Source organism: Pseudomonas sp. K8, assembly GCF_014889455.1.
GTDB classification, from domain to species: Bacteria; Pseudomonadota; Gammaproteobacteria; order Pseudomonadales; family Pseudomonadaceae; genus Aquipseudomonas; species Aquipseudomonas veronii.
The window spans coordinates 1-19,864 of sequence record NZ_VJWO01000055.1 but is presented as its reverse complement, the minus strand read 5'-3'; the positions used below and the strand labels follow the sequence as shown (position 1 = coordinate 19,864).

Here is a 19,864-nt window from a genome sequence, read left to right as displayed (position 1 = left end):
GTCGCCTACTTGCGAGTTCGCTTCTACCTGGAAAACCGATGACACCCAATGCCGAACGCTACAACCCATCCACCGACTATGCCGACAAGCTGATCAGCCGCATCGGCCAGACGCCCACGTGGATCGCCAAGCGCATTGGCGTGACGGACAAGCGCATTCGCTACATTCTCGACGGCGAGCGCACGGTGAAAGGCGAAAGTACGCCGATCCAGATGACCTACACCGAGCAGTTCGCGCTGGAGTGCTTGGCGGCCGAGGCCAAGGCGAAAAAGAAGCCGACGCCGCCCACCGAATGAATTTAGTTTCACTGTGACAGCAGAACGCGCCACCGATAATGGCCGGGCTCACTTTTAGAAGTCTCCTTCAGCCCGCTCTCCCGCGGGCTTTTTTTCGCCTATGTGTTTAGAACCACCAGCGAAACAGGTAGAACAACGCCATGCTCAACAGCACGGTGAGCAGCACATTGCGCGTCCAGACCATCAGCGCCACCGCGCAGATCCCGGCCAGCAGGTAGGGGTTGGCCGGGCTCAGGTTGAGCCGGTGGTCGGCGAAGAAAATGATCGGCCCGCAAATCGCCGTGAGCATGCCCGGTACCGCGAACCCGAGAAACTCCCGCGCACCACGGGTGAGCCGCACGGGCAGGCGCGGTTCGATAAACAGGTAGCGGTTAAAAAATACGATCAAGCCCATTGCAACAATCATCACAAAAATCATGCCTGCCCGACTCCCAATCGTTTGCAGGCATACCCTGCACTCATGCCCAACACACCCGAGACCACCACGGCCGACTCCCACTGAAGGAAGCTCAAGCCGACCGAGCACAACAGCGCCACCGCCACGCACACCACGGTGGGCACATCGCGCACCACGGGCGTGATCAACGCGATAAACGTCGCGACAATCGAGAATTCCAGGCCCAGGTGTTCGAGCCCTGGAATGCTCTTGCCCAGGACAATGCCAGCGAGGGTGAACAGGTTCCAGGCGATATAGAACGTCAGGCCAACACCCAGCGCGTACCAGCGGTTGAAGGTTTCGCGGTCGTACTGGCTGACCAGGGCGAAGAACTCATCAGTCATCAGGAAACCCAGGCTCATGCGCCAGCGCGGTTTGAGCACGGACAATGTGGGGCGCAGGTGCATGCCGTACAGCAGATGTTGTGAGGTCAGCAGCAAAGTCGTGAGCAAGATGGAGATCAGGCTGGCGCCGCTCTTGACCATGCCGATGGCGACCAATTGCGCGGCACCGGCAAACACGATAGCGGAAAGCCCCTGGGCTTCGAGCGGGGAAAAGTGCGCTTCGATGGCCATTGAGCCGGCCAGCAAGCCCCAGGGCGCGCACGCCAGGGATAACGGAATGACAGCAATCGCGCCACGGGCGAAGGCGTAGTGAGGTAAGGCAGTAGGCATGGAAACCGCTCATCGACAGACAGTCGACAAGCATGCCAGCGCAATATGCAGGTTGTCTTGAACGATCTTGCTCAGGCGAGCCTTACCGACACCAGTTCCACCGAGTCCCGCGCTTCGCGCAGTTCATAGGCATCCTGGTTGAGGCGGTGGATGGTATTGAGCAAGCGCTGGCGCAGCACTTCATCGCCGAGTTTTTCGACGGCACGCATCAGATCGAAGGCCGCGGTTTCGTTATTTTCCGCGACGGAATCGAGGGTCTTGCGCAGATTGCGAGTGGCACGGGTCACGCGTGGTATTCCTTCATCAGCTATGGGCAGGCACTTTAGGACATTTGTGTTTCATTTTAATTTCAATCACTTGTGGCGTGTTTCCAGACATTTGATCCATATCAATTGAAACAGGATTTGACCGAAATATATGGAAATACGTATATTCGGATATACCTATACGAGCAGGCCTTGACCGTGTCAGTCCCTTTCTCACCTCCAACCCTATTCAAATGCCTGGCCGATGCCACTCGCGTGCGAATGACCTTGCTGATCCTGCGCGAAGGCGAACTTTGCGTGTGCGAACTGATCCACGCACTTGACGACAGCCAGCCGAAAATCTCCCGCCACCTTGCGCAGCTGCGCAACTGCGGGTTGCTGCTGGATCGTCGCCAGGGGCAATGGGTCTACTACCGCATCAATCCGGCACTGCCCGACTGGGTGACTCATGTGCTGGACACCACCCTGCAAGCCAACCAGCCATGGTTGCAAAACGACGCGCTGCGTCTTGATGCAATGGGCGACAGACCACAACGAGCCAGCACCTGCTGTTGAGCCACCGGAGCGTTTATTCATGCTTGTCGCAATTGCGATTTTTATCTTCACCATCATCCTGGTCATCTGGCAGCCCAAAGGCCTGGGTGTCGGCTGGAGCGCGACCATGGGCGCGATCCTCGCACTGGCCTGCGGCGTGATCAGCCTGGCGGACATCCCGGTGGTGTGGCACATCATCTGGAATGCCACCGGCACCTTTGTCGCGCTGATCGTCATCAGCCTGTTGCTGGACGAGGCCGGGTTCTTTGCCTGGGCTGCGCTGCATGTGGCCCGTTGGGGCCGTGGTCGCGGCCGGCGGTTGTTTGCCTACATGGTGCTGCTCGGCGCGCTGGTGTCGGCGCTGTTTGCCAATGACGGCGCGGCACTGATCCTCACGCCGATTGTGATGTCGATGCTGCTGGCGTTGCGTTTTTCTCCGGCGGCGACCCTGGCGTTCGTCATGGGCGCCGGGTTTATCGCCGACACGGCAAGCCTGCCGCTGGTGGTGTCGAACCTGGTGAACATTGTCTCGGCGGACTATTTCAAGATCGGCTTCAATGAATACGCAGCGGTGATGGTGCCGGTGAACCTGGTCAGCGTCGCCGCCACCCTGGCGGTGCTGTTGTGGTTTTTCCGCCGCGATATTCCGCAAACCTACGACCCGGCCGACCTGGCGGACCCGGCCAGCGCCATTCACGACCACGCGACTTTTCGCGCCGGCTGGTGGGTGCTGGGTATCCTGCTGATCGGCTGCTTTGCCCTGGAACCGTTGGGGATTCCCATCAGCGCGATCTCTGCAGTGTGCGCGGTGTTGCTGCTGGTGATCGCCGCCAAAGGCCACAAGATTTCCACGCGCAAAGTGCTCAAGGAAGCGCCCTGGCAGATCGTGATCTTTTCCCTGGGCATGTACCTGGTGGTCTACGGGCTGCGCAACGCCGGGCTGACCACATACCTGGCGACCTGGCTCGACACCTTCGCCACCTACGGCGTATGGGGCGCGGCGATGGGCACCGGGGTGCTGACGGCATTGTTGTCTTCGGCAATGAACAACCTGCCGACCGTGTTGATCGGTGCGCTCTCCATCGAATCCAGCCATGCCGCGGGCGTGGTCAAGGACGCGATGATCTACGCCAACGTGATCGGCAGCGACCTCGGCCCGAAAATCACCCCCATCGGCAGCCTGGCCACCCTGCTGTGGCTGCATATCCTGGCGCGCAAAGGCATCACCATCACTTGGGGTTACTACTTCAAGGTCGGCATCGTCCTGACCTTGCCGGTGTTGCTGATCACTCTCGCCGCCCTCGCCTTGCGTCTTAGCCTCTGAAGGACATACGCCAATGAAAGTCTTGTTCATGTGTACCGCCAACAGCTGACGGAGCATTTTGTCCGAAGCGATGTTCAAGCACCTGGCGCCAGAAGGGTTTGAGGCAGTCAGCTCCGGCAGCTTCCCCAAGGGTCAGGTGCTGCCCCGCAGCCTGAGCACGTTGCAGGCCACGCAGGGCTTGTACAGCAAGGGCAACGACGCCTTTGAAGGCAGCCCGCCGGATGTGGTGATCACGGTGTGCGACAAGGCCGCCGGTGAAGCCTGCCCAGTGTATTTCGGCCCGGCGCTGAAGGCGCACTGGGGGTTGGCAGACCCTTCGGATGTCGGGCGACGAGGCGAGCATCCAAGCCGCATTCGACCCGAGCGGCTTGCCATTACCCGATGATGCCCCGCGTGAGCATCCGAAGGTGCAGGAGCTGTTGGAACTGATGCAATGGTCGGAAGGCCAGGTCAGGTGTTCCCCTGAACGACACGGTTCGATGTCGGCGGTGTTCAAAGCGCAAATCGACTGGGTGCCGTTGTCCTTGGGCGCGGTCCGCCCGACCCAGGGCAAAACCCTGGCGGTGATGCAAGTGTGCGGCGGTTCCCAGTCCTTCAACACGGTCAACCAACTGCGCGTACTCGGGCGTTGGATGCGTATGTTCACCATCCCCAATCAATCCTCGGTGCCCAAGGCGTTCATGGAGTTCGATGATCAGGACCGCATGAAACCCTCGGCGCTCTATGATCGCGTTGTCGACGTGATGGAGGAACTGGTGAAGTTCACCGTGCTGCTGCGTGATCGTCCGGATTTGGTCGACCGCTACTCGGAGCGCAGGGAAAGCGCCGAAGAACTGTCGCAACGGGTCAATCAACGGTCGATCTGAGCCTGGCTGACGGCGTATGCTCACGTCCATCCCATGACTGAGCCGACCCCATGAGCACCCTGCAACACGCCTGGCTGGGCGACTACGAAATCAACAGCGTCCACTGCTCCGGCCTGACCTTTGCCCGCCACAGCCACGACGAATGCGTGATCGGCGTGAACCTGGTGGGCGAAGAAAACGTGTGGCTGGACCGCCGCGAGTTCGTGGCCGGGCCAGGCGCCATCACCTTGTACAACCCCGGGCAGATTCAGGGCGGCGGTGCGGCGGAAGGCGCGCCGTGGCAGTTTATCAGCCTGTACGTCAGCGCCGAGCAATTGGCCGCCGACCTGGGGTTGGCGCATGTCGAATTCGATCGATCGCTGTGTTTCCAGCCGGATCTGGCGCGGCGCCTGGCGGTTGTGGCAAAAGGCGCATCGAGCGGCGACGTTCTGGTCCGCGAGCTGAACGAAGACGCCCTGGTTGTGCTGCTGGGAGAAGTGGTCGGCCTCAGCGGCGTGCGCTTGCCCGGCAACGCGGCAGCCGGCAAAAGCCTGATCGGCCGCGCCCAGGAATTGCTCGCCGCACAGTTGCATCAATCACTGCCCCTGGACCACCTCGGCGAGGCGCTGGGGTTGTCCAAGTTCCACCTGCTGCGCACCTTTCAAAAAGAGACCGGGCTCAGCCCTCGCCAGTGGGCCATGCAATTGCGCACGCGCCGCGCCAAAGGCCTGTTGCGCAATGGGATGGCGGCCGGCGAGGTCGCCCATCAGCTCGGTTTTGCCGACCAGAGCCACCTCAACCGGCATTTCCGCGCCGCCTATGGCCTCACGCCTGGCCGCTATCAGAGTGTGGCGAAACGCTGAACAGCACAATCTGGTCCAAGACAACGCGTGCGTGCGCCAGCACACTGCCCGCCATCACTTGATGGAGCATAGGGATGCTGGCGATCTTCTTTTACGCACTGGTATTCGGTTTTGTGTTTTGCCTGTCCCCCGGCGCTGTGCTGGCGGAGACCTTGCGCCGTGGTTTGCAACACGGTTTCACCCCGGCGTTGCTGGTGCAGGTCGGTTCGCTGGTCGGCGATGCGGTGTGGGCCGTGATCGGCCTGACCGGCATCGCGCTGTTGATCCAGCATGACGCCGTGCGCGTGCCGCTGACCCTCCTCTGCGCGCTCTATCTCGCCTGGCTCGGCGTGCGCAGCCTGCTCGACGCCTGGCGTTTGCCCGCAGCCGACAGCGCACCGGCCGGCTCCGGCACGAATGCGCTGGCGGTGGGCGCAGCCATTTCGCTGGCCAACCCGAAGAACATTGTGTACTGGGGGGCGTTGGGCAGCGCGTTGTCGGGCATCGTCGGGGCTACGCCCAGCCACACGCAGACGCTGATGTTTTTCGGCGGTTTCATGCTGGCCTCGGTGCTGTCGTGTTTTCTGACGGCCGCACTGGTCAATCTGCTGCGCAAGAACGCCTCGCCGACCTGGCAACGCATCAGTTACGCGGCGTGCGGTGTAGTCTTGATCTATCTCGCCGTTCTCGCCGCGCAAGGCATATGAAGTTATATATGCCCGGTAACTTATGAATATGTTTTATCTGAATAGACTCTGAACACTTGGTATTTTAATTAATCATGCGTTGACATTCCGCAACTGGCTGAGTAGATTGCCCCTGCCCGCAATTGGGGCCTTTTTTAAACCTCACAAAAGAAGCCAATGGACACAGTATCTAGTCGCTGTCCGAGCACCGCGTTGGCGGGCATCGGGCGCCCAACCCAGAAGATGACAGGACTTGCCTCTCCGGTCCGGTAAGCTGCGCTAGAGCTTGTGCTCCACCGTAACTGCCTCACCGGTCGCCCGTCCGGTCCCGAGGTGTGTTATGACCTTCCAAACCTTTGTTGTAAAAGATGTACGAACGCTGGCCGCGACCCTGCGGGCCAAGCTGTGCCGAGCGCCCGCAGGCGTTTGTGTTGCCCGCCCGACCTTTGCCGTACCCTCCCCTCGAATGCGCCCGGCCCATCCGCTGGCGCACTGGCGTGCCTGCCCGACGACTGGCCGACTGCAGCAGCATTGGGCTCACGCCGCCCCTCAAGACCCACAGAGACGTAACGTTTCCAACCTGGCTGAAGCCCGCCTGATGCCCGCTCTTTACCTGAGCACTCGCGCCGCTTGACCGCTTGGAAACAGCAACTTTCTGATCAATACCCTGGAGTTCTTTTATGAACCTTTCCAGTAGTAGCCCGCTGCGCGCGCAGTAACTAACGCGCACTTAGCGGGCCCATTGAAAGTTATTCAACACCTTATTTGAACCGATCGCGAAGTCCGCGACTCGGCATGCTTTCGCTCGCCTGTCATCAGGTCAGTACCGGGTATGTTTTGTCGAGAACTGGCGACAGGAGTACACACCATGAGCGCCGTAAAAAAACCGCCACAGCCCAACAAAAACCGCACCGACGCCGACACTCGGCTATCGATGCGGGCCGCCCGCGAAGCCCATAACGGCCTGTCGGCCACCCTGGCCAATGTGCGAGCCACTCTGGATGGCCTGACCGAGTTGGATGCCACTGCACGCCTGCAACGGCAAGGCCATAACGAAGTCGCCCATGACAAGCCGCCTCACGCGTTCATCCAGTTCCTGCAGGCGCTGAACAATCCGTTTATCTATGTGCTGCTGACGCTGGGCGCGATCAGCTTCGTCACCGATTACTGGTTGCCGTTGCAGGCCGGTGAAGAAGTCGACCTGACCAAAGTCATCATCATCATGACCATGGTCCTGCTCAGCAGCCTGCTGCGGTTCTGGCAGGAGCACCGTTCGGCCAAATCCGCCGAAACGCTCAAAGCCATGGTCCGCACCACCGCCACCGTACTGCGCCGCGAACAGGTCGGCGCCCAGCCAACCCTGCGCGAAGTGCCGATGCGCGAACTGGTGGCCGGCGATATCGTGCAACTGTCGGCCGGCGACATGATCCCGGCCGACATCCGCCTGATCGAATCGCGTGACCTGTTCATCAGCCAGGCGGTGCTGACCGGCGAAGCCTTGCCCGTGGAAAAATACGACACGCTGGGGGACGTGACGCAAAAGTCCGCCAGTACCCTTGCCGCCGACCAGGGCAACTTGCTCGACCTGCCGAACATCTGCTTCATGGGCACCAACGTGGTCAGCGGCCGCGCCAAAGCCGTGGTGGTGGCCACCGGACCGCGCACCTACTTCGGCTCGCTGGCCAAGGCGATTGTCGGTTCCCGGGCGCAGACCGCGTTTGATCGCGGCGTGAACAGCGTCAGCTGGCTGCTGATCCGCTTCATGCTGGTGATGGTGCCGATCGTGTTCTTCCTCAACGGTTTCTCCAAGGGTGACTGGGGCGATGCCTTCCTGTTTGCCCTGGCGGTCGCCGTCGGCCTGACCCCGGAAATGCTGCCGATGATTGTCAGCGCCAACCTGGCCAAGGGCGCCACCGCCATGGCCAAGCGCAAAGTGGTGGTCAAGCGCCTCAACGCGATCCAGAACTTCGGTTCGATGGACGTGCTGTGTACCGACAAGACCGGCACCCTGACCCAGGACAAGATCATCCTCGAACATCACGTCAACGCCTTTGGCCAGCGCGATGACGCGGTGCTGTCGCTGGCCTGGCTCAACAGTTATCACCAAAGCGGCATGAAGAACCTGATGGACCAGGCCGTGGTGCAGTTCTCGGCACAAAACCCCAAGTTCCAGGCGCCGTTTGCCTACAGCAAGGTCGATGAATTGCCGTTCGACTTTGTACGCCGTCGCCTGTCAATTGTGGTCAAGGACGCCGCCGGCGACCATCTGCTGGTGTGCAAGGGTGCCGTGGAAGAGATGCTGAGCATTGCCACGCACGTGATCGAAGCCGGCGCCGCGGTGCCGCTGGATCAGCGGCGTCGCGAGGCGTTGCTGGCGATTGCCAATGACTACAACGAAGACGGCTTTCGCGTGCTGGTGGTGGCCACCCGCAATATCCCGAACGCGTTGGCGCGCCGGCAGTACACCACCGCCGATGAGCGCAACCTGGTGATCCAGGGGTTCCTGACCTTCCTTGATCCGCCGAAGGAAACCGCAGGCCCGGCGATTGCGGCGCTGCAACAGATCGGCGTAGCGGTAAAAGTGCTGACCGGCGACAACGCGGTGGTCACCAGCAAGATCTGCCGCCAGGTCGGCCTCGACCCAGGCCAGCCGCTGCTCGGCGTGGACATCGAAGCAATGGACGATGCAACCCTGCAGCGCCGCGTGGAAGAGCGCACGGTGTTTGCCAAGCTGACACCGCTGCAGAAGTCGCGGGTGCTCAAGGCCCTGCAAGCCAACGGCCACACTGTCGGTTTCCTCGGTGACGGTATCAACGATGCGCCGGCGCTGCGCGATGCCGACGTGGGGATCTCGGTGGACAGCGGCACCGACATCGCCAAGGAATCGGCCGACATCATCCTGCTGGAAAAGAGCCTGATGGTGCTGGAAGAAGGCGTGCTCAAGGGCCGCGAAACCTTCGGCAATATCATGAAGTACCTGAACATGACCGCCAGCTCCAACTTCGGCAACGTGTTCTCGGTGCTGGTGGCCAGTGCGTTCATTCCGTTCATGCCGATGCTGGCGATCCACCTGCTGCTGCAGAACCTGATGTACGACATCTCCCAACTGGCCTTGCCGTGGGACAAGATGGACAAGGAATACCTGGCCAAGCCACGCAAGTGGGACGCGAAGAACATCGGCCGCTTCATGCTGTGGATCGGGCCAACCTCGTCGATCTTCGACATCACCACCTTTGCGCTGATGTGGTACGTGTTCGCCGCCAACAGCGTGGAGATGCAGACCCTGTTCCAGTCCGGCTGGTTCATCGAGGGCCTGCTCTCGCAAACCCTGGTGGTGCATATGCTGCGCACCCGCAAGATCCCGTTCTTCCAGAGCACCGCGGCATGGCCGGTGTTGCTGATGACCGGTGTGGTGATCGCCCTGGGGATCTATGTGCCGTTCTCGCCGCTCGGCACCCTGGTGGGCCTGCAACCGCTGCCGCTGGCGTACTTCCCATGGCTGGCAGGCACCTTGCTCAGCTACTGCTGCGTGGCTCAACTGATGAAGACGATCTACATCCGCCGCTTCAAGCAGTGGTACTGATCACTCCCGCCGTTCAGACGGTGGCGGTCGCTCGGCTGCCACCGTGCATTACAAGGATTTCAAGCATGCGCGTGTTGATCTGTGCAGGTCGTCATTACGCCGACACCCAACGTTCCCGCCACGTGCTGGACGCTTACCACCGCCTGCGCCCGGTGCAGGTATTGATCCACGGCGGCAACCAGTTCCTCGGCAGCGAGATCGAGGAGTGGGCGCGGGAAATCGGCATCGACGTGGTGCGTTATCCGCCCAATTGGCAACGCCACGGCAAGCAGGCGGAACGCCAGCGCAACCATTTCATGCTGACCGACAGCCGCCCTGATGTGGTCATCGCCCTGCCCGGTGGCGATGACACGTCAGAGCTGGTCTGTCAGGCCAAAGCCAGCGGCATCTCGGTGCTGACCGTAGAAAGCTGAATTCAAGCGAGGCACAACATGTACAAAAAACACCGCCACCCCTCGGACAGGGTTACCCGCTATCGAGGCGCTCGCCATACCCTCTTGTTGTTACCGCCAGCCAAACGGCGGGCGTTACGGCGCAACCTGATGTTTATCGGGCTTACACTCAGCGTCGTCCTGCTCATCAGCCTATTCTCGAAGGCCTTCGCGGCAGGGGGCGCTTATGCAGTCGACGACGGCGCGATCAATGCGCCGGGCGAATGCAACGTCGACGCCTGGTACAGCGCCCACCGACACGACGGCGGCACGCACAATGAGACACTGTCGCCTGCCTGCACCTTCGAGGCCCTGCCCGCCGTGCAATGGGGCGTAGCATTGTCACGGGCCAACCGCGAGACGCAAGTGAGCCCGCAAGTGAAGGCGCAGGTAATGTCACGTCAGGACCTGCGCCTGGAGATAGCCGTGTCCGCCAGCGCCCACGTTGCCCTGGACCGGCGACATGCGTTTGATGGCGCGGACTTCAACGTGCCGTTGACGTGGCAACCGCTGGAGCCCCTGCGACTGAACCTGAATGCCGGCTGGACCCACGCGTATGACGACGGCGAACAAAACCAGCGTCTCACATGGGGCGCCGGCGCCGAATATCGGGTAGCGCACTCGTTGACGCTGATTGTCGAACGCTACGGCCAAAAAGACGGTGAGCAGGCCTGGCAAGCGGGGCCGCGGTTCCACCTTGGGCCGCTGATCGACATCGATGTGGTGGTTGGGCGCAGCCTGGTCGCTGAACGCGCGCAATGGTTGACCACCGGCGCCACGTTGCGTTTCTAGGCGTCACGCCTTCGCAGGGGTGGCGTCCTCTGGCGGAACCCGATGACCGCGGGGTGGGCACGCCTTATGATGGCGCCATCGCGCCGCCCAGACAGAGATAAAGCCCGTGAACCGTATCGAACAGATCGCCCTGATGGCGACCTACAACCAGTGGATGAACCGTAAAGTCTACGACGCGGCCGCCAAGCTGACGGACGCCGAACTACGGATGGACCGCCGCGCATTTTTCGGCTCGATCCTCGGCACGCTGAACCACCTGACACTGGGCGACACCGTGTGGCTCAAACGCTTTGCCCAGCATCCCGCCAGCCACGCGGCGCTGGCACCGTTAAGCGGCATTGCCGCGCCCACCGATCTCAAGCAACTGGCCTTCGCCGACCTGTACGAACTGACCAGCCACCGCGCCTGGCTGGATCGACTGATCATCGACTGGGCGCAAAGCCTGCGCGAGCCTGACCTCGACCTGCGCCTGCATTACCACAACATGCGCGGGGTCGCGGCGGACAAACCGTTCTTCGGCCTGCTGGTGCATTTTTTCAATCATCAGACCCACCACCGGGGCCAGCTGACGACACTGCTGACCCAGGCCGGACACGATGTGGGCGATACCGACCTGCTCGCGCTGATCGACTGAACTCAGCGGGCGCCGAACTCGGCGTAAGCCTGCAACAAACGTGGAAAATCCTCCGGCCCGGGCAATTGTGCAAAGTGCTCGACCGCCGGCGTCGTGGCCCAGGGTAATTTCTCGCTGGTCCAGGTTTCCATGAACGGCGGATAATCCTCGGCATTCTCCAGCATCGTCGCACGCACATTGACGAACTCATCGATGCCATGGGGCCGTGTAAACAGCCAGCTCATGCAATGGGGGCAAAAGTAATGGCGGTCCACGCCATGCATGCCGCCGATCACCGGGCAACCCTGGGTCACGGTGAACGCGCTGGCGGGAATCAGCGCACTGAGGGAGAACGCGCTGGCGGTCATCTTCTGACAACCGGTGCAATGGCAGGCCATGGTGATCACGGGGGGCTGGCTCACACTGAAGCGCACGCGGTTACAACGGCAACTGCCTTCACGAGGCAGGTTCTCGACGCTCATCACTCACTCCTTTTTATGATTGGACTTGAGGCAGGGTAACGTCGAGCCTTGCTGTTGAGAAGGGCCAGGCCCGTAAACCGAACGCTGCGACCAGCACGGGGTCGTAATTGTAGGTGTCGGGATCAATCGCAGCCCGCCCTCCCCGCGTGCATTGTGGATCTGCAGATGCGCGTATACCCAAGAAGGAGACGCTTACATGGTCATTCACTTCAAGGTCGCCGGGCACTTAGCCTGCGGCCATCACGGCGGCAGCCTCCCCTCCAGCACCGAGCTGAACCGCGTCAAATGCCGAACCTGCCGCAACACCGAGGCCTACAAGGAAGCGCGCCGCACCCAGCGCAACGCCGCCCGCCGAGCTTCGCGCGCAGCCAAGACCCACACCTCCAGCGACTGGCGCAGCGCCTGGGCGCAACACTTGACCGACCTGCCAGGGTTGCAGCGCCTGCCACGCGGCTTCAGTGGTCAGCCCTTCGTGTAGTCCCAAGCAGCAGAAGCCCCGGTTGCGCCGGGGCTTGGTTCTGCTGAATCAGTCACTCAGTCATCATTGGACCCCGACCTGCCACGCGCCTTGCGCACCGACAGCGTGGCCGCATAGGCCAGCGCCTGCTCGCGGGAATCGAAGGACGCCAACCGGTCCTGAGCCGTACACACCCGCCACGGCCCGAAATTGACCTGCACGATGTCATACCCATTCAGATGCAGCTTCTTGAGTGTTGGAGCGCTCATAGTCACCTCGCTTTTCCTGAGATTTCCAAGCGTTGCACGGCCTACCTTACACCCGCATCCAGCGCCGTTGCGGACCGCATGTCGCAGCGGCTTATGCCCAAGGCCGCCACTGCTGAGTCGTCCACTCTGAAGCAGCGTGACGGCGTATTGCCGCACCTGTCATTTATGAGGCGTATTCGCCGGCCCTGGGAATCTTCGGCTTGTGCTCAAAAGCCGATGTAGATCACTGATCTATCGAGCTTTTTCATCCCGGTGTTTGTGCAAGAAAGGCAACCTCCGACCTTGCGCCCTGGCGCCCGGATCTATATATTCCCAACCCTGCTGCACCGCGCTGCCGCCCGAATGGCGAAACTGGTAGACGCATGGGACTTAAAATCCCCCGCTCGTAAGGGCGTGCCGGTTCGATTCCGGCTTCGGGCACCATAGATATCAAGGGCTTGCATGATGAACTTCATGCGAGCCCTTATCTTTTTTGCTCCGCAATTTTCAGACCTGTTCCGCAACTCTCCATTCCCCGGCGTCCTGCCGACCGAACACCAACGCCTATTTTGAAACACTCCTCACATACGCCGGACACGCCCGCAGCGCGATCAATCCTTGATCGCCGTCACCGGTGATGGCGAGAATTCGTTGAGCTCTCGGTGACGGATGGTCCGGGCCACGGCGATCTGTCCGTCCAGACCTGCACCACGGACCTCACGCCAAAGGGGAGGCGCGCCAAGATATCCCGGTCTTTTCCGGTTGCAGTCATACTTTTCTCCCTACGAAAAAACCCGCACAACGGCGGAGATTAGAGGTGAACAGCAGCTTGGTTTACGTGGGCGCGCGGTGCAGTACCAAGATGAATATTGGCAATACAGCTATTGCGACAACGAGTTCCCGCACCGTTATTATTTGACAGCCTCTAGATGGGGCACATCGCTATCATCTGCGCCAAATTACGCATAGCAGAAGGAGCGTGTTAATCGTGTTGAGACCCGCCAAAACTACCAATCGCCACGGATGGGTTTGGGTCTACAGAAAAATCAGACACCTTGGATTCTCTCGTTTTACTGCTTTTTACAGGGTCAGCCTCTACGTTCTACGAGGAGATACCGGAACGTTCAGGTTCAAATATGGCTGGCAAAAATTCCGCTTCCGCCGTTAATTACGGATGGCGCCGGGCTTAAAGGTTTACGCCCGACGCGTGCCCTCATGCGAACTTAAAATCCCCCGCTCGTAAGGGCGTGCCGGTTCGATTACGGCTTTGGGTACCATGGATATCAAGGGCGTGCATGATGAACTTCATGTAGGCCCTTAATGTTTGCGCTCCGCAATTTTAGGCCTTGCTCCGCAACTCCCCTCTCCCTGCGTCCTGCCGACTCAAACACAACCCCCTCATTGACGCATCGATTCGCAACTCCGCTCTCCGGTCGGCGTGCTTGAGCGCATTGATGACCTAGACGCTTGATCACGCTGGCGAAGGCGTAATGCCGCGCCTACACACCGCTTGCCGTAGCAGAGCGGTACCGGGTTACCAGATGCAGTGGTGTTCTTGAGGCCGCAGGCCTAGGGGCTGAGCATCCAGCGCAATCTTCCACACAGCACATGAACGATGCCCGACACACCGTTATCAATATCCGTATGTCGTTCCCTCGTTGGTTTGGCGAGACTGTAGCCCGAAGTATGCTGCCGGACCAAAAAGCCGTGGCTGATCAGCGCTGATTGATTTCAATCTTCTGCGTGGGATCGGGGCTGTATTTTTGGCGCGTCAACTGCGGATCACCCTTGGCCAGACAGAAGAAGTAAATCTCGGCCTCACCGCAACCGCCGTGTAATGCACATTCACTGGCCTGCATGTGATCAAGCAGGATTTCTCGGCCTTGGGACTCGCAGAATGTGTTCGCCTCTTTGAGCGCCTGCCCCTTCGCGGACGCAGGTCCGCCAAAAGGTACCCGGGTTGAAATCGTGTACGTATCAGGCCCGACCTTCATCGGCCCACTGTCCGCACAACCCGCGAGAATTAGCGCAGACAAAACCGTCAGCCAAGCTTTCATTGTGGTCCTCCCCAGGAAAGTGTCGACTGTACCCCGGACCTGGCCAGGCATCCAGCATGGACGGAATGCCAGTAACCAACAATGCTCTCAGCGTAGTAGCGTTGTGCCTATCTGAAATGCCAAGGAACGGTAATGCCACATCGCCTCGCGAAGTTGAAAGCTGCACTCAATCAGACACCAAACGACTCTTACGAGCAGTTTCAGCTTCTGAGAGATGGTCTCCTAGCGTCCCTGGTGGATTGGCCTGTACAGAAATGGGATGTAGCTGATGAGCATTTACCAACAGACCAATGCGCCTCTCAAAACTCAAGAGACTGGCTCAACGCATTGACAATTGTACTGGGCCAAGAGCTCCCTGCTAACAAGTTAGAAGCGACTCCTGAGCGGCTGAAAAGTATCTTGATGTTGACGCCGATGATTTCAATTTAAAACAAGAGATCGCCGAGCAGAATGCTCTCAACCCTCACGCGCAAGGCTACCAACGAGATGCTTGCCAGCACCGTCGGGCCCGGCACGCGAAATAGCCACTCCAAGCTCCCAACCCGGCGGCCACCAACATCTGCAGCGGCCATTGATCGAGCGGTTGGAACTGCAGCGCACGGGCCACGCCTAACAGATAGCGCGTGATGAAAATCCCCAGGATTACCAACAGCGGCACCCAGCTCCCTCGCACTATCAGTCGAGCCGAACTGTCATCCCACGTCACCAAACCGCCATCCATTATCCGCGAAGCGATCATGCAGACGGCGACAAGCCCCACGAGCCAACACCCAATTGCGGCAATCCAATACCGGGTGTACTGAAAGACTCCCAACAGGGACAACATGAGCATGCCAATGGGCAACAGCAAGGCGAGGCTGAATCGCACCCGTCGTGTGCGTGTTTGCATCAGCCCCAACGCGCAGAGCACAAAAAACAAACCGAAGACCCATCGCGGCGTGTAGCTGAGGATTTCCATCACAGTCAGTTGCGCAACCTTGGCATTGGCAGTCGCGGGCGTTGTCGGTTGTCCGGATAGCGGGATTTCGTCATCAGGCGCAATGAACGCAACGAGCGTGGACAACAAGCGCTCATGCACCGCTTGGCGATCCACACCAGCCTTGTCCACACAGAGCGGAACGTCATTGACCTTGGCGTCATGATGGCAAACGGAGAGAAAAACAAAGTGCCCCTCTCCGCCTTCCAACAACAATGTTTTTACGTAAGGAATCGCGGCCGCATAACGGGCACCCTGACTGTTCCAAAGCAAAAAATCATCGTGGAGAGCCCCCACCACCAGCGCTGGAACTCGCGAGCCCGCCATGGATTGCTCAAGTAATGCTGGCCCTAGGGCGGGGTCCAGCAGAACGATTTTCCTGACCCTGGAGTCGCGATAGTTACCGTTGAACAATGAGATAAATGAACTTGGCGCGCGCTTGATGTCGTGGGCGTAAGAACACGAACGGTCGCCCTCTGCTTGCCCGGTACCGCAATACTGCGCGAACGCCTGAAGGTCAAAGCGTGCTCCCACCAGCAATGCAGCCGTCTGGCCACCGGCGGAGTGGCCAATGACGATGGCATCGTCCCAGGAGACTTGTTTTTGAAAAGGGCTCAGCTTTTTCAGCGCATCCAATACGCGCGACACATCCAGGGCCCTCTCCCACACCATACCGGTCGCTCGGAAGGTCTGTGTCTGCTCCCCGTAGACCCGGGACTCACCGAAATGATTGAGACCTATGACGATATATCCCTTGGCTGCCAAGCCGTCACCGATCCAGGCGTAATCGTCTGACGCACCCATACTGCCATGTGAAACGACGATGACCTTGTGAGTAACCGCTGACTCATCAAGGCACAGCCCCGACGTTTTTGGGGAACATACGCCTTCGGGATACCAGATAGCCACGCGTATTGGCCGCGCTGCATCTGGTGCGCCGAGATCCATCACGACGTCTCGAACCTGACCGTTGCATACCATCGACAACAGTGACAGTACAGAAACAGCCAGCAGATATAGCCACCGCGTCAGCATATCCATCCTTGATATCAAAAACGCTGTCAGCTCTAACCGGTAAAGCAAGCGCAGGCTTAGTACTCGATTGAGGTGCGTGACATATTTTGCCCATCGTCTCGTTACGAAATGACGATGCAAATCTTACCGTCACCAATCACCGGAGGATGACCGAGGCGCTTTGCTCCCCGCAATTCCCCCTCTCCCCCGGCTTCCTGCCGAATCTACTACCATGCTGCTTACTCTACGCAGGCACACCGAGGCAAAACTCAGACCCGCGATCCTCCTCCCCCCTAAAAAATCGCCGCTAACCAGTTCGTCCTTGGACTTTGTAGCGCAAGGTTCTGAACTTACCGCCCAATACATCTATTACAAATAAATACCCCACGACAATCACATTATTCTTCCGTGCATTTTTCCTGTGCCTGACCGCTTCGGCTCGAGAGATAAAACCCACCCCACCGTACCGGCCCACCTTTTCTTTAGTGAAGTTGAGAGTCATCCCTATTTGACTCACAAACCCTGCAGCCAGGTGGAAAACTTAGTTACGCGAAGTATTAGCATTTACATCATTACACTCAGACCAAAATACCGATAAATAGGCACTTTTATAACTCATCGCACCTTGCTTTAATTGAGGCAGACGCCTTACCCTCCACGCCCGATAAAAAGCGCAACCAGTACTAAGTTGTGGCGCGTCTTACCGCGCGAGACGAGTATCAATTTCAATTAGAGAAATACACATGAATCATCAACAGATCTCTGAACAATCTGAAGACGAGGGATATAGTCAAGTCGCCCGCGCGGCGGCAGCCTCGCGATGCACTTGGATGAGCGTCATCGTCAATATCGCGCTGTCGTGCACACAGATTGTCGTAGGCGTGATGTCAAAATCCCAGGGGCTTGTAGCCGATGGTATTCACTCGCTATCAGACTTGATCGCCGATTTCGTAGTGCTGTTCGCCAGCCACAAAAGCAAGGAGGATGCCGACGAAGGTCACCCCTATGGGCATCTGCGTTTCGAGACCGCCGCATCCATGGTATTGGGCATACTGTTGTTGATCGTGGGCGTGGGCATGATCGGTTCTGCAGTGTTCAAGCTTGAAACCCCTGAATCGATTCCAACGGTACACATTGCGGCCTTATGGGTTGCCATCGCAGCGCTGGTGGCCAAGGAGCTGTTGTTTCGCTTTATGCTGCGGGTGGCCAAAAAAGTTAAGTCTAGTCTGTTGGTTGCCAATGCCTGGCACGCAAGGTCCGACGCCGCGTCCTCCTTGGTTGTCGGCATAGGTATTGTGGGCAATCTGGCGGGCTACCCGATTCTTGACCCGATTGCTGCGCTGGTTGTTGGAGGCATGATCGCCAAGATGGGTTGGAGTTTCACTTGGGATTCATTGCACGACCTGATGGACCGATCGGCTGATGAGCAGGAAGTCGAAACTATCCGCAATACGCTTAAAAATACCCCCGGCATTAAAGGTGTACATGATCTACGCACTCGAAAAATGGGGGACATGATCATTGTCGACGCTCATATCGAAGTGGATGCCTCAATTACCGTTGAGGAAGGTCATGCCATTGCAGTTTGCGCAAGGGAAAATGTGATGCAGATTCATCGTGTTTTGAATCTTATGACGCATGTAGATCCCTGGCACCGCCCCGACCTTGATCATTAACCTGGCGCGACGCCGGCAACACGATCCGCCGACAGGGATAGTGCAAAAGCAACTCGCCAAGCATCACAGACATATCACAAATTTTTCACACAACACTTGATTGTCCAAGTACCGAAACAAACTTAAGCCTGCGAAATACTCTCAATTATTTTTATTCATGAGCGCTTTAACCAGAACGCTTAAATATTGAAATAACAGGCCAATAGTATTAATTCAAACCACCATCACTTAATGCTGAGACGCTCGGTTTTGAGATTCGTACTACCCCCAACCCCATGCTTTCTCACGGCACTAAACAAGCGCAAGTTCGCGTCATCGACAGGAGCAGAAACCGAGTGTATCGGCTGGGGTGGCTACCAGGCGCCGGAGTGAATTATTACTTTTTCAACAACAATGCTTTCCAGTCTTTGGGATTTATCAAAATCGCCATAGGCATAAACTAAACACAGCTTCCAAACAAAGCGACGAAGCGCGAATCCATAGGGTCCAAGCAAACCACCCTCCCGCGCCTCGTAGAGCCTTCGGCCATAGCCAATCCGACTGAAGACGTAAATCGTTTGCATCGTTGGGACACTGAAAAAATGAAACTGTTTAAAATGTTGATTGCTGCTTCTTTTGTAATGCTGGGTAGCCAGATGGCGTTTGCCGATGAGCCTGCCGTTGAGCAATACAGCTACAGCTCGCACCTCGACATTGCCAAAGTGATTCACATGGACTCCATCCCTGACAATGTCTGTGCCGTAGTCCCTGTCCAGATGACCTACCTGGACCACCAAGGTCACGTACATGTCATGCAATACAGTGTCATGGCTAACGGTTGCTCCAACAGCTAACAGAGTCCCGACAAAGCCTGCCTGATGACAGGCTTGTTAAAACGCCCCACAGGGGCAAGCTGGGGGAAGTTCCCAGCACTATTTCCCGCCCTCTGCATCGGTGATGCAGACTAACCCCGCCCAGTGCGGGGTTTTTTATGCGCCGACAAAACCAAGCCAAGCCCAAGGAGCGCCAACTGCTGAAGCGGCGCTGCTCGATGAAAAGGCCTGGAACACGTCCAGGCCTTTTTCGAGTCGAACAACACTCGATTGCGTTCTATCAGCCAGATTGATCGGGTGTCACGTCATCCCGAGGTTGAGCCCACTCTAAGTTACGGTCGCCGGCATCCTCCAACGCCATCCGCCTATTCGATACGACGGTATCCAAGTTGTTGACATGGATCGCCTTGTTCCACCTGACTGAACTTACATCGTATTTAGCGGCAAGTGCTTTGACTTGCGCCAAACAAACTAACGGCGAAGTCTCTTCACGACTGCCGCCTTCGGCAATAATTGCGAATTTCCACGCATCAAGATCCATCATGTGTTGGGCTCTGACGCGTCGGACCTTCTTGTGATCGCTCTTTATATAATGTATCTCGTAATCTGCCTGCATAAGTACCTGGCATTGTCTTTGATTATCACTCTTGCGTTGAATGTGCCGTGACGGAGCCCCTCAGCTTTTGAAGTGACAATCAAGCCAGTGGTCCAGCTCAGAGGCGGAATGGCGTTCGCGCGCGGGCACGTGGGCCAGGCTTTCCGCGACCCGGAGTCTGTTTTCCGGGCTCGTGTCATAGCCTCTGGTTATTAAGTGGATCTC

Annotated in this window: 22 protein-coding genes, 1 tRNA gene and 2 pseudogenes; 17 read left to right on the top strand and 8 right to left on the bottom strand. The window is 58.5% G+C overall.

Translation table 11 applies throughout. From position 1 onward, the window contains the following. The first annotated feature begins 38 nt into the window (after nucleotides 1-38). Complete coding sequence (locus INT12_RS26320; RefSeq protein WP_046489453.1) at nucleotides 39-296, top strand: hypothetical protein; 258 nt, start codon at nucleotides 39-41, stop codon at nucleotides 294-296. A gap of 106 nt (nucleotides 297-402) precedes the next feature. Here the strand turns inward: INT12_RS26320 and INT12_RS26315 are convergent, their stop codons facing one another. From INT12_RS26315 to INT12_RS26305, 3 genes are all read right to left on the bottom strand, one after another. Further along, nucleotides 403-714, bottom strand: coding sequence for an AzlD domain-containing protein (locus INT12_RS26315; RefSeq protein ID WP_046383547.1), 312 nt, complete (start codon nucleotides 712-714; stop codon nucleotides 403-405). Beyond that, a complete protein-coding gene (locus tag INT12_RS26310) occupies nucleotides 711-1,406 on the bottom strand; it encodes an AzlC family ABC transporter permease (protein WP_046383548.1) in 696 nt (231 codons plus the stop codon). The genes INT12_RS26315 and INT12_RS26310 overlap by 4 nt, the downstream gene beginning before the upstream one ends. A 71-nt stretch (nucleotides 1,407-1,477) precedes the next feature. Then, on the bottom strand, nucleotides 1,478-1,693 hold the full coding sequence (locus INT12_RS26305; protein ID WP_017846326.1) for a hypothetical protein: 216 nt from the start codon (nucleotides 1,691-1,693) through the stop codon (nucleotides 1,478-1,480). A gap of 177 nt (nucleotides 1,694-1,870) precedes the next feature. On the opposite strand from INT12_RS26305, the gene INT12_RS26300 reads away from it, so the two are divergent. The 11 genes and pseudogenes from INT12_RS26300 to INT12_RS26255 all read left to right on the top strand — a co-directional run bounded on the left by INT12_RS26300 (nucleotide 1,871) and on the right by INT12_RS26255 (nucleotide 11,343). Further along, a complete protein-coding gene (locus INT12_RS26300; protein ID WP_026139944.1) occupies nucleotides 1,871-2,227 on the top strand; it encodes a metalloregulator ArsR/SmtB family transcription factor in 357 nt (118 codons plus the stop codon). Between the two features lie 19 nt (nucleotides 2,228-2,246). After that, the gene (locus INT12_RS26295) at nucleotides 2,247-3,530 is read left to right on the top strand and encodes an arsenic transporter (protein WP_177033092.1); all 1,284 of its coding nucleotides are present in this window, start codon (nucleotides 2,247-2,249) and stop codon (nucleotides 3,528-3,530) included. Nucleotides 3,531-3,600: 70 nt separating this feature from the next. Further along, nucleotides 3,601-3,886: pseudogene (locus tag INT12_RS26290) on the top strand (arsenate reductase ArsC); the annotation flags it as partial. After that, nucleotides 3,884-4,396 (top strand): annotated as a pseudogene (arsH, locus tag INT12_RS26285) (arsenical resistance protein ArsH); the annotation flags it as partial. The pseudogenes INT12_RS26290 and arsH, both read left to right, overlap by 3 nt. 50 nt (nucleotides 4,397-4,446) lie before the next feature. Beyond that, nucleotides 4,447-5,238, top strand: a complete 792-nt coding sequence (locus tag INT12_RS26280) for an AraC family transcriptional regulator (protein WP_046489450.1) — start codon at nucleotides 4,447-4,449, stop codon at nucleotides 5,236-5,238. A gap of 74 nt (nucleotides 5,239-5,312) precedes the next feature. Then, a complete protein-coding gene (locus INT12_RS26275) occupies nucleotides 5,313-5,924 on the top strand; it encodes a LysE family transporter (protein ID WP_017846331.1) in 612 nt (203 codons plus the stop codon). A 319-nt stretch (nucleotides 5,925-6,243) separates the two neighbouring features. Further along, nucleotides 6,244-6,537, top strand: coding sequence for a hypothetical protein (locus INT12_RS31475; protein ID WP_226926310.1), 294 nt, complete (start codon nucleotides 6,244-6,246; stop codon nucleotides 6,535-6,537). Between the two features lie 234 nt (nucleotides 6,538-6,771). Further along, the gene (gene mgtA, locus INT12_RS26270; protein ID WP_017846332.1) at nucleotides 6,772-9,486 is read left to right on the top strand and encodes a magnesium-translocating P-type ATPase; all 2,715 of its coding nucleotides are present in this window, start codon (nucleotides 6,772-6,774) and stop codon (nucleotides 9,484-9,486) included. A gap of 65 nt (nucleotides 9,487-9,551) precedes the next feature. Beyond that, nucleotides 9,552-9,899, top strand: coding sequence for a DUF2493 domain-containing protein (locus INT12_RS26265; RefSeq protein WP_046383555.1), 348 nt, complete (start codon nucleotides 9,552-9,554; stop codon nucleotides 9,897-9,899). Nucleotides 9,900-9,917: 18 nt separating this feature from the next. Beyond that, complete coding sequence (locus INT12_RS26260) at nucleotides 9,918-10,709, top strand: hypothetical protein (RefSeq protein WP_193039826.1); 792 nt, start codon at nucleotides 9,918-9,920, stop codon at nucleotides 10,707-10,709. 106 nt (nucleotides 10,710-10,815) lie between these two features. Further along, complete coding sequence (locus tag INT12_RS26255; RefSeq protein ID WP_193039825.1) at nucleotides 10,816-11,343, top strand: DinB family protein; 528 nt, start codon at nucleotides 10,816-10,818, stop codon at nucleotides 11,341-11,343. Between the two features lie 2 nt (nucleotides 11,344-11,345). On the opposite strand, the gene INT12_RS26250 is transcribed toward INT12_RS26255, so the two are convergent. Next, the gene (locus tag INT12_RS26250; RefSeq protein WP_193039824.1) at nucleotides 11,346-11,804 is read right to left on the bottom strand and encodes a GFA family protein; all 459 of its coding nucleotides are present in this window, start codon (nucleotides 11,802-11,804) and stop codon (nucleotides 11,346-11,348) included. Nucleotides 11,805-12,000: 196 nt separating this feature from the next. On the opposite strand from INT12_RS26250, the gene INT12_RS26245 reads away from it, so the two are divergent. Beyond that, nucleotides 12,001-12,282, top strand: coding sequence for a hypothetical protein (locus INT12_RS26245; RefSeq protein WP_017846337.1), 282 nt, complete (start codon nucleotides 12,001-12,003; stop codon nucleotides 12,280-12,282). A gap of 56 nt (nucleotides 12,283-12,338) precedes the next feature. On the opposite strand, the gene INT12_RS26240 is transcribed toward INT12_RS26245, so the two are convergent. Further along, the gene (locus INT12_RS26240; protein WP_017846338.1) at nucleotides 12,339-12,530 is read right to left on the bottom strand and encodes a hypothetical protein; all 192 of its coding nucleotides are present in this window, start codon (nucleotides 12,528-12,530) and stop codon (nucleotides 12,339-12,341) included. 336 nt (nucleotides 12,531-12,866) lie between these two features. On the opposite strand from INT12_RS26240, the gene INT12_RS26235 reads away from it, so the two are divergent. Next, nucleotides 12,867-12,953, top strand: a tRNA-Leu gene (locus INT12_RS26235). Nucleotides 12,954-14,224: 1,271 nt separating this feature from the next. Here the strand turns inward: INT12_RS26235 and INT12_RS26230 are convergent. Then, nucleotides 14,225-14,566, bottom strand: a complete 342-nt coding sequence (locus tag INT12_RS26230) for a hypothetical protein (RefSeq protein ID WP_046385301.1) — start codon at nucleotides 14,564-14,566, stop codon at nucleotides 14,225-14,227. A gap of 132 nt (nucleotides 14,567-14,698) precedes the next feature. Between INT12_RS26230 and INT12_RS26225 the strand changes: the two genes are divergently transcribed. After that, nucleotides 14,699-14,995: a hypothetical protein gene (locus INT12_RS26225; RefSeq protein ID WP_046383561.1), complete on the top strand. Its 297-nt coding sequence runs from the start codon at nucleotides 14,699-14,701 to the stop codon at nucleotides 14,993-14,995. Between the two features lie 46 nt (nucleotides 14,996-15,041). On the opposite strand, the gene INT12_RS26220 is transcribed toward INT12_RS26225, so the two are convergent. Then, complete coding sequence (locus INT12_RS26220) at nucleotides 15,042-16,583, bottom strand: DUF6622 family protein (RefSeq protein WP_193039823.1); 1,542 nt, start codon at nucleotides 16,581-16,583, stop codon at nucleotides 15,042-15,044. Between the two features lie 716 nt (nucleotides 16,584-17,299). Here INT12_RS26220 and INT12_RS26215 point away from each other — a divergent pair. After that, nucleotides 17,300-18,232, top strand: coding sequence for a cation diffusion facilitator family transporter (locus tag INT12_RS26215; RefSeq protein ID WP_046383563.1), 933 nt, complete (start codon nucleotides 17,300-17,302; stop codon nucleotides 18,230-18,232). Between the two features lie 596 nt (nucleotides 18,233-18,828). Beyond that, on the top strand, nucleotides 18,829-19,065 hold the full coding sequence (locus tag INT12_RS26210; protein WP_169884367.1) for a DUF2790 domain-containing protein: 237 nt from the start codon (nucleotides 18,829-18,831) through the stop codon (nucleotides 19,063-19,065). A 259-nt stretch (nucleotides 19,066-19,324) separates the two neighbouring features. Here INT12_RS26210 and INT12_RS26205 read toward each other — a convergent pair whose 3' ends face one another. Continuing rightward, nucleotides 19,325-19,588 carry a hypothetical protein gene (locus INT12_RS26205; protein ID WP_141123472.1) on the bottom strand — a complete coding sequence of 88 codons (264 nt, stop codon included), beginning with the start codon at nucleotides 19,586-19,588 and terminating at the stop codon, nucleotides 19,325-19,327. Nucleotides 19,589-19,864: the final 276 nt, after the last annotated feature.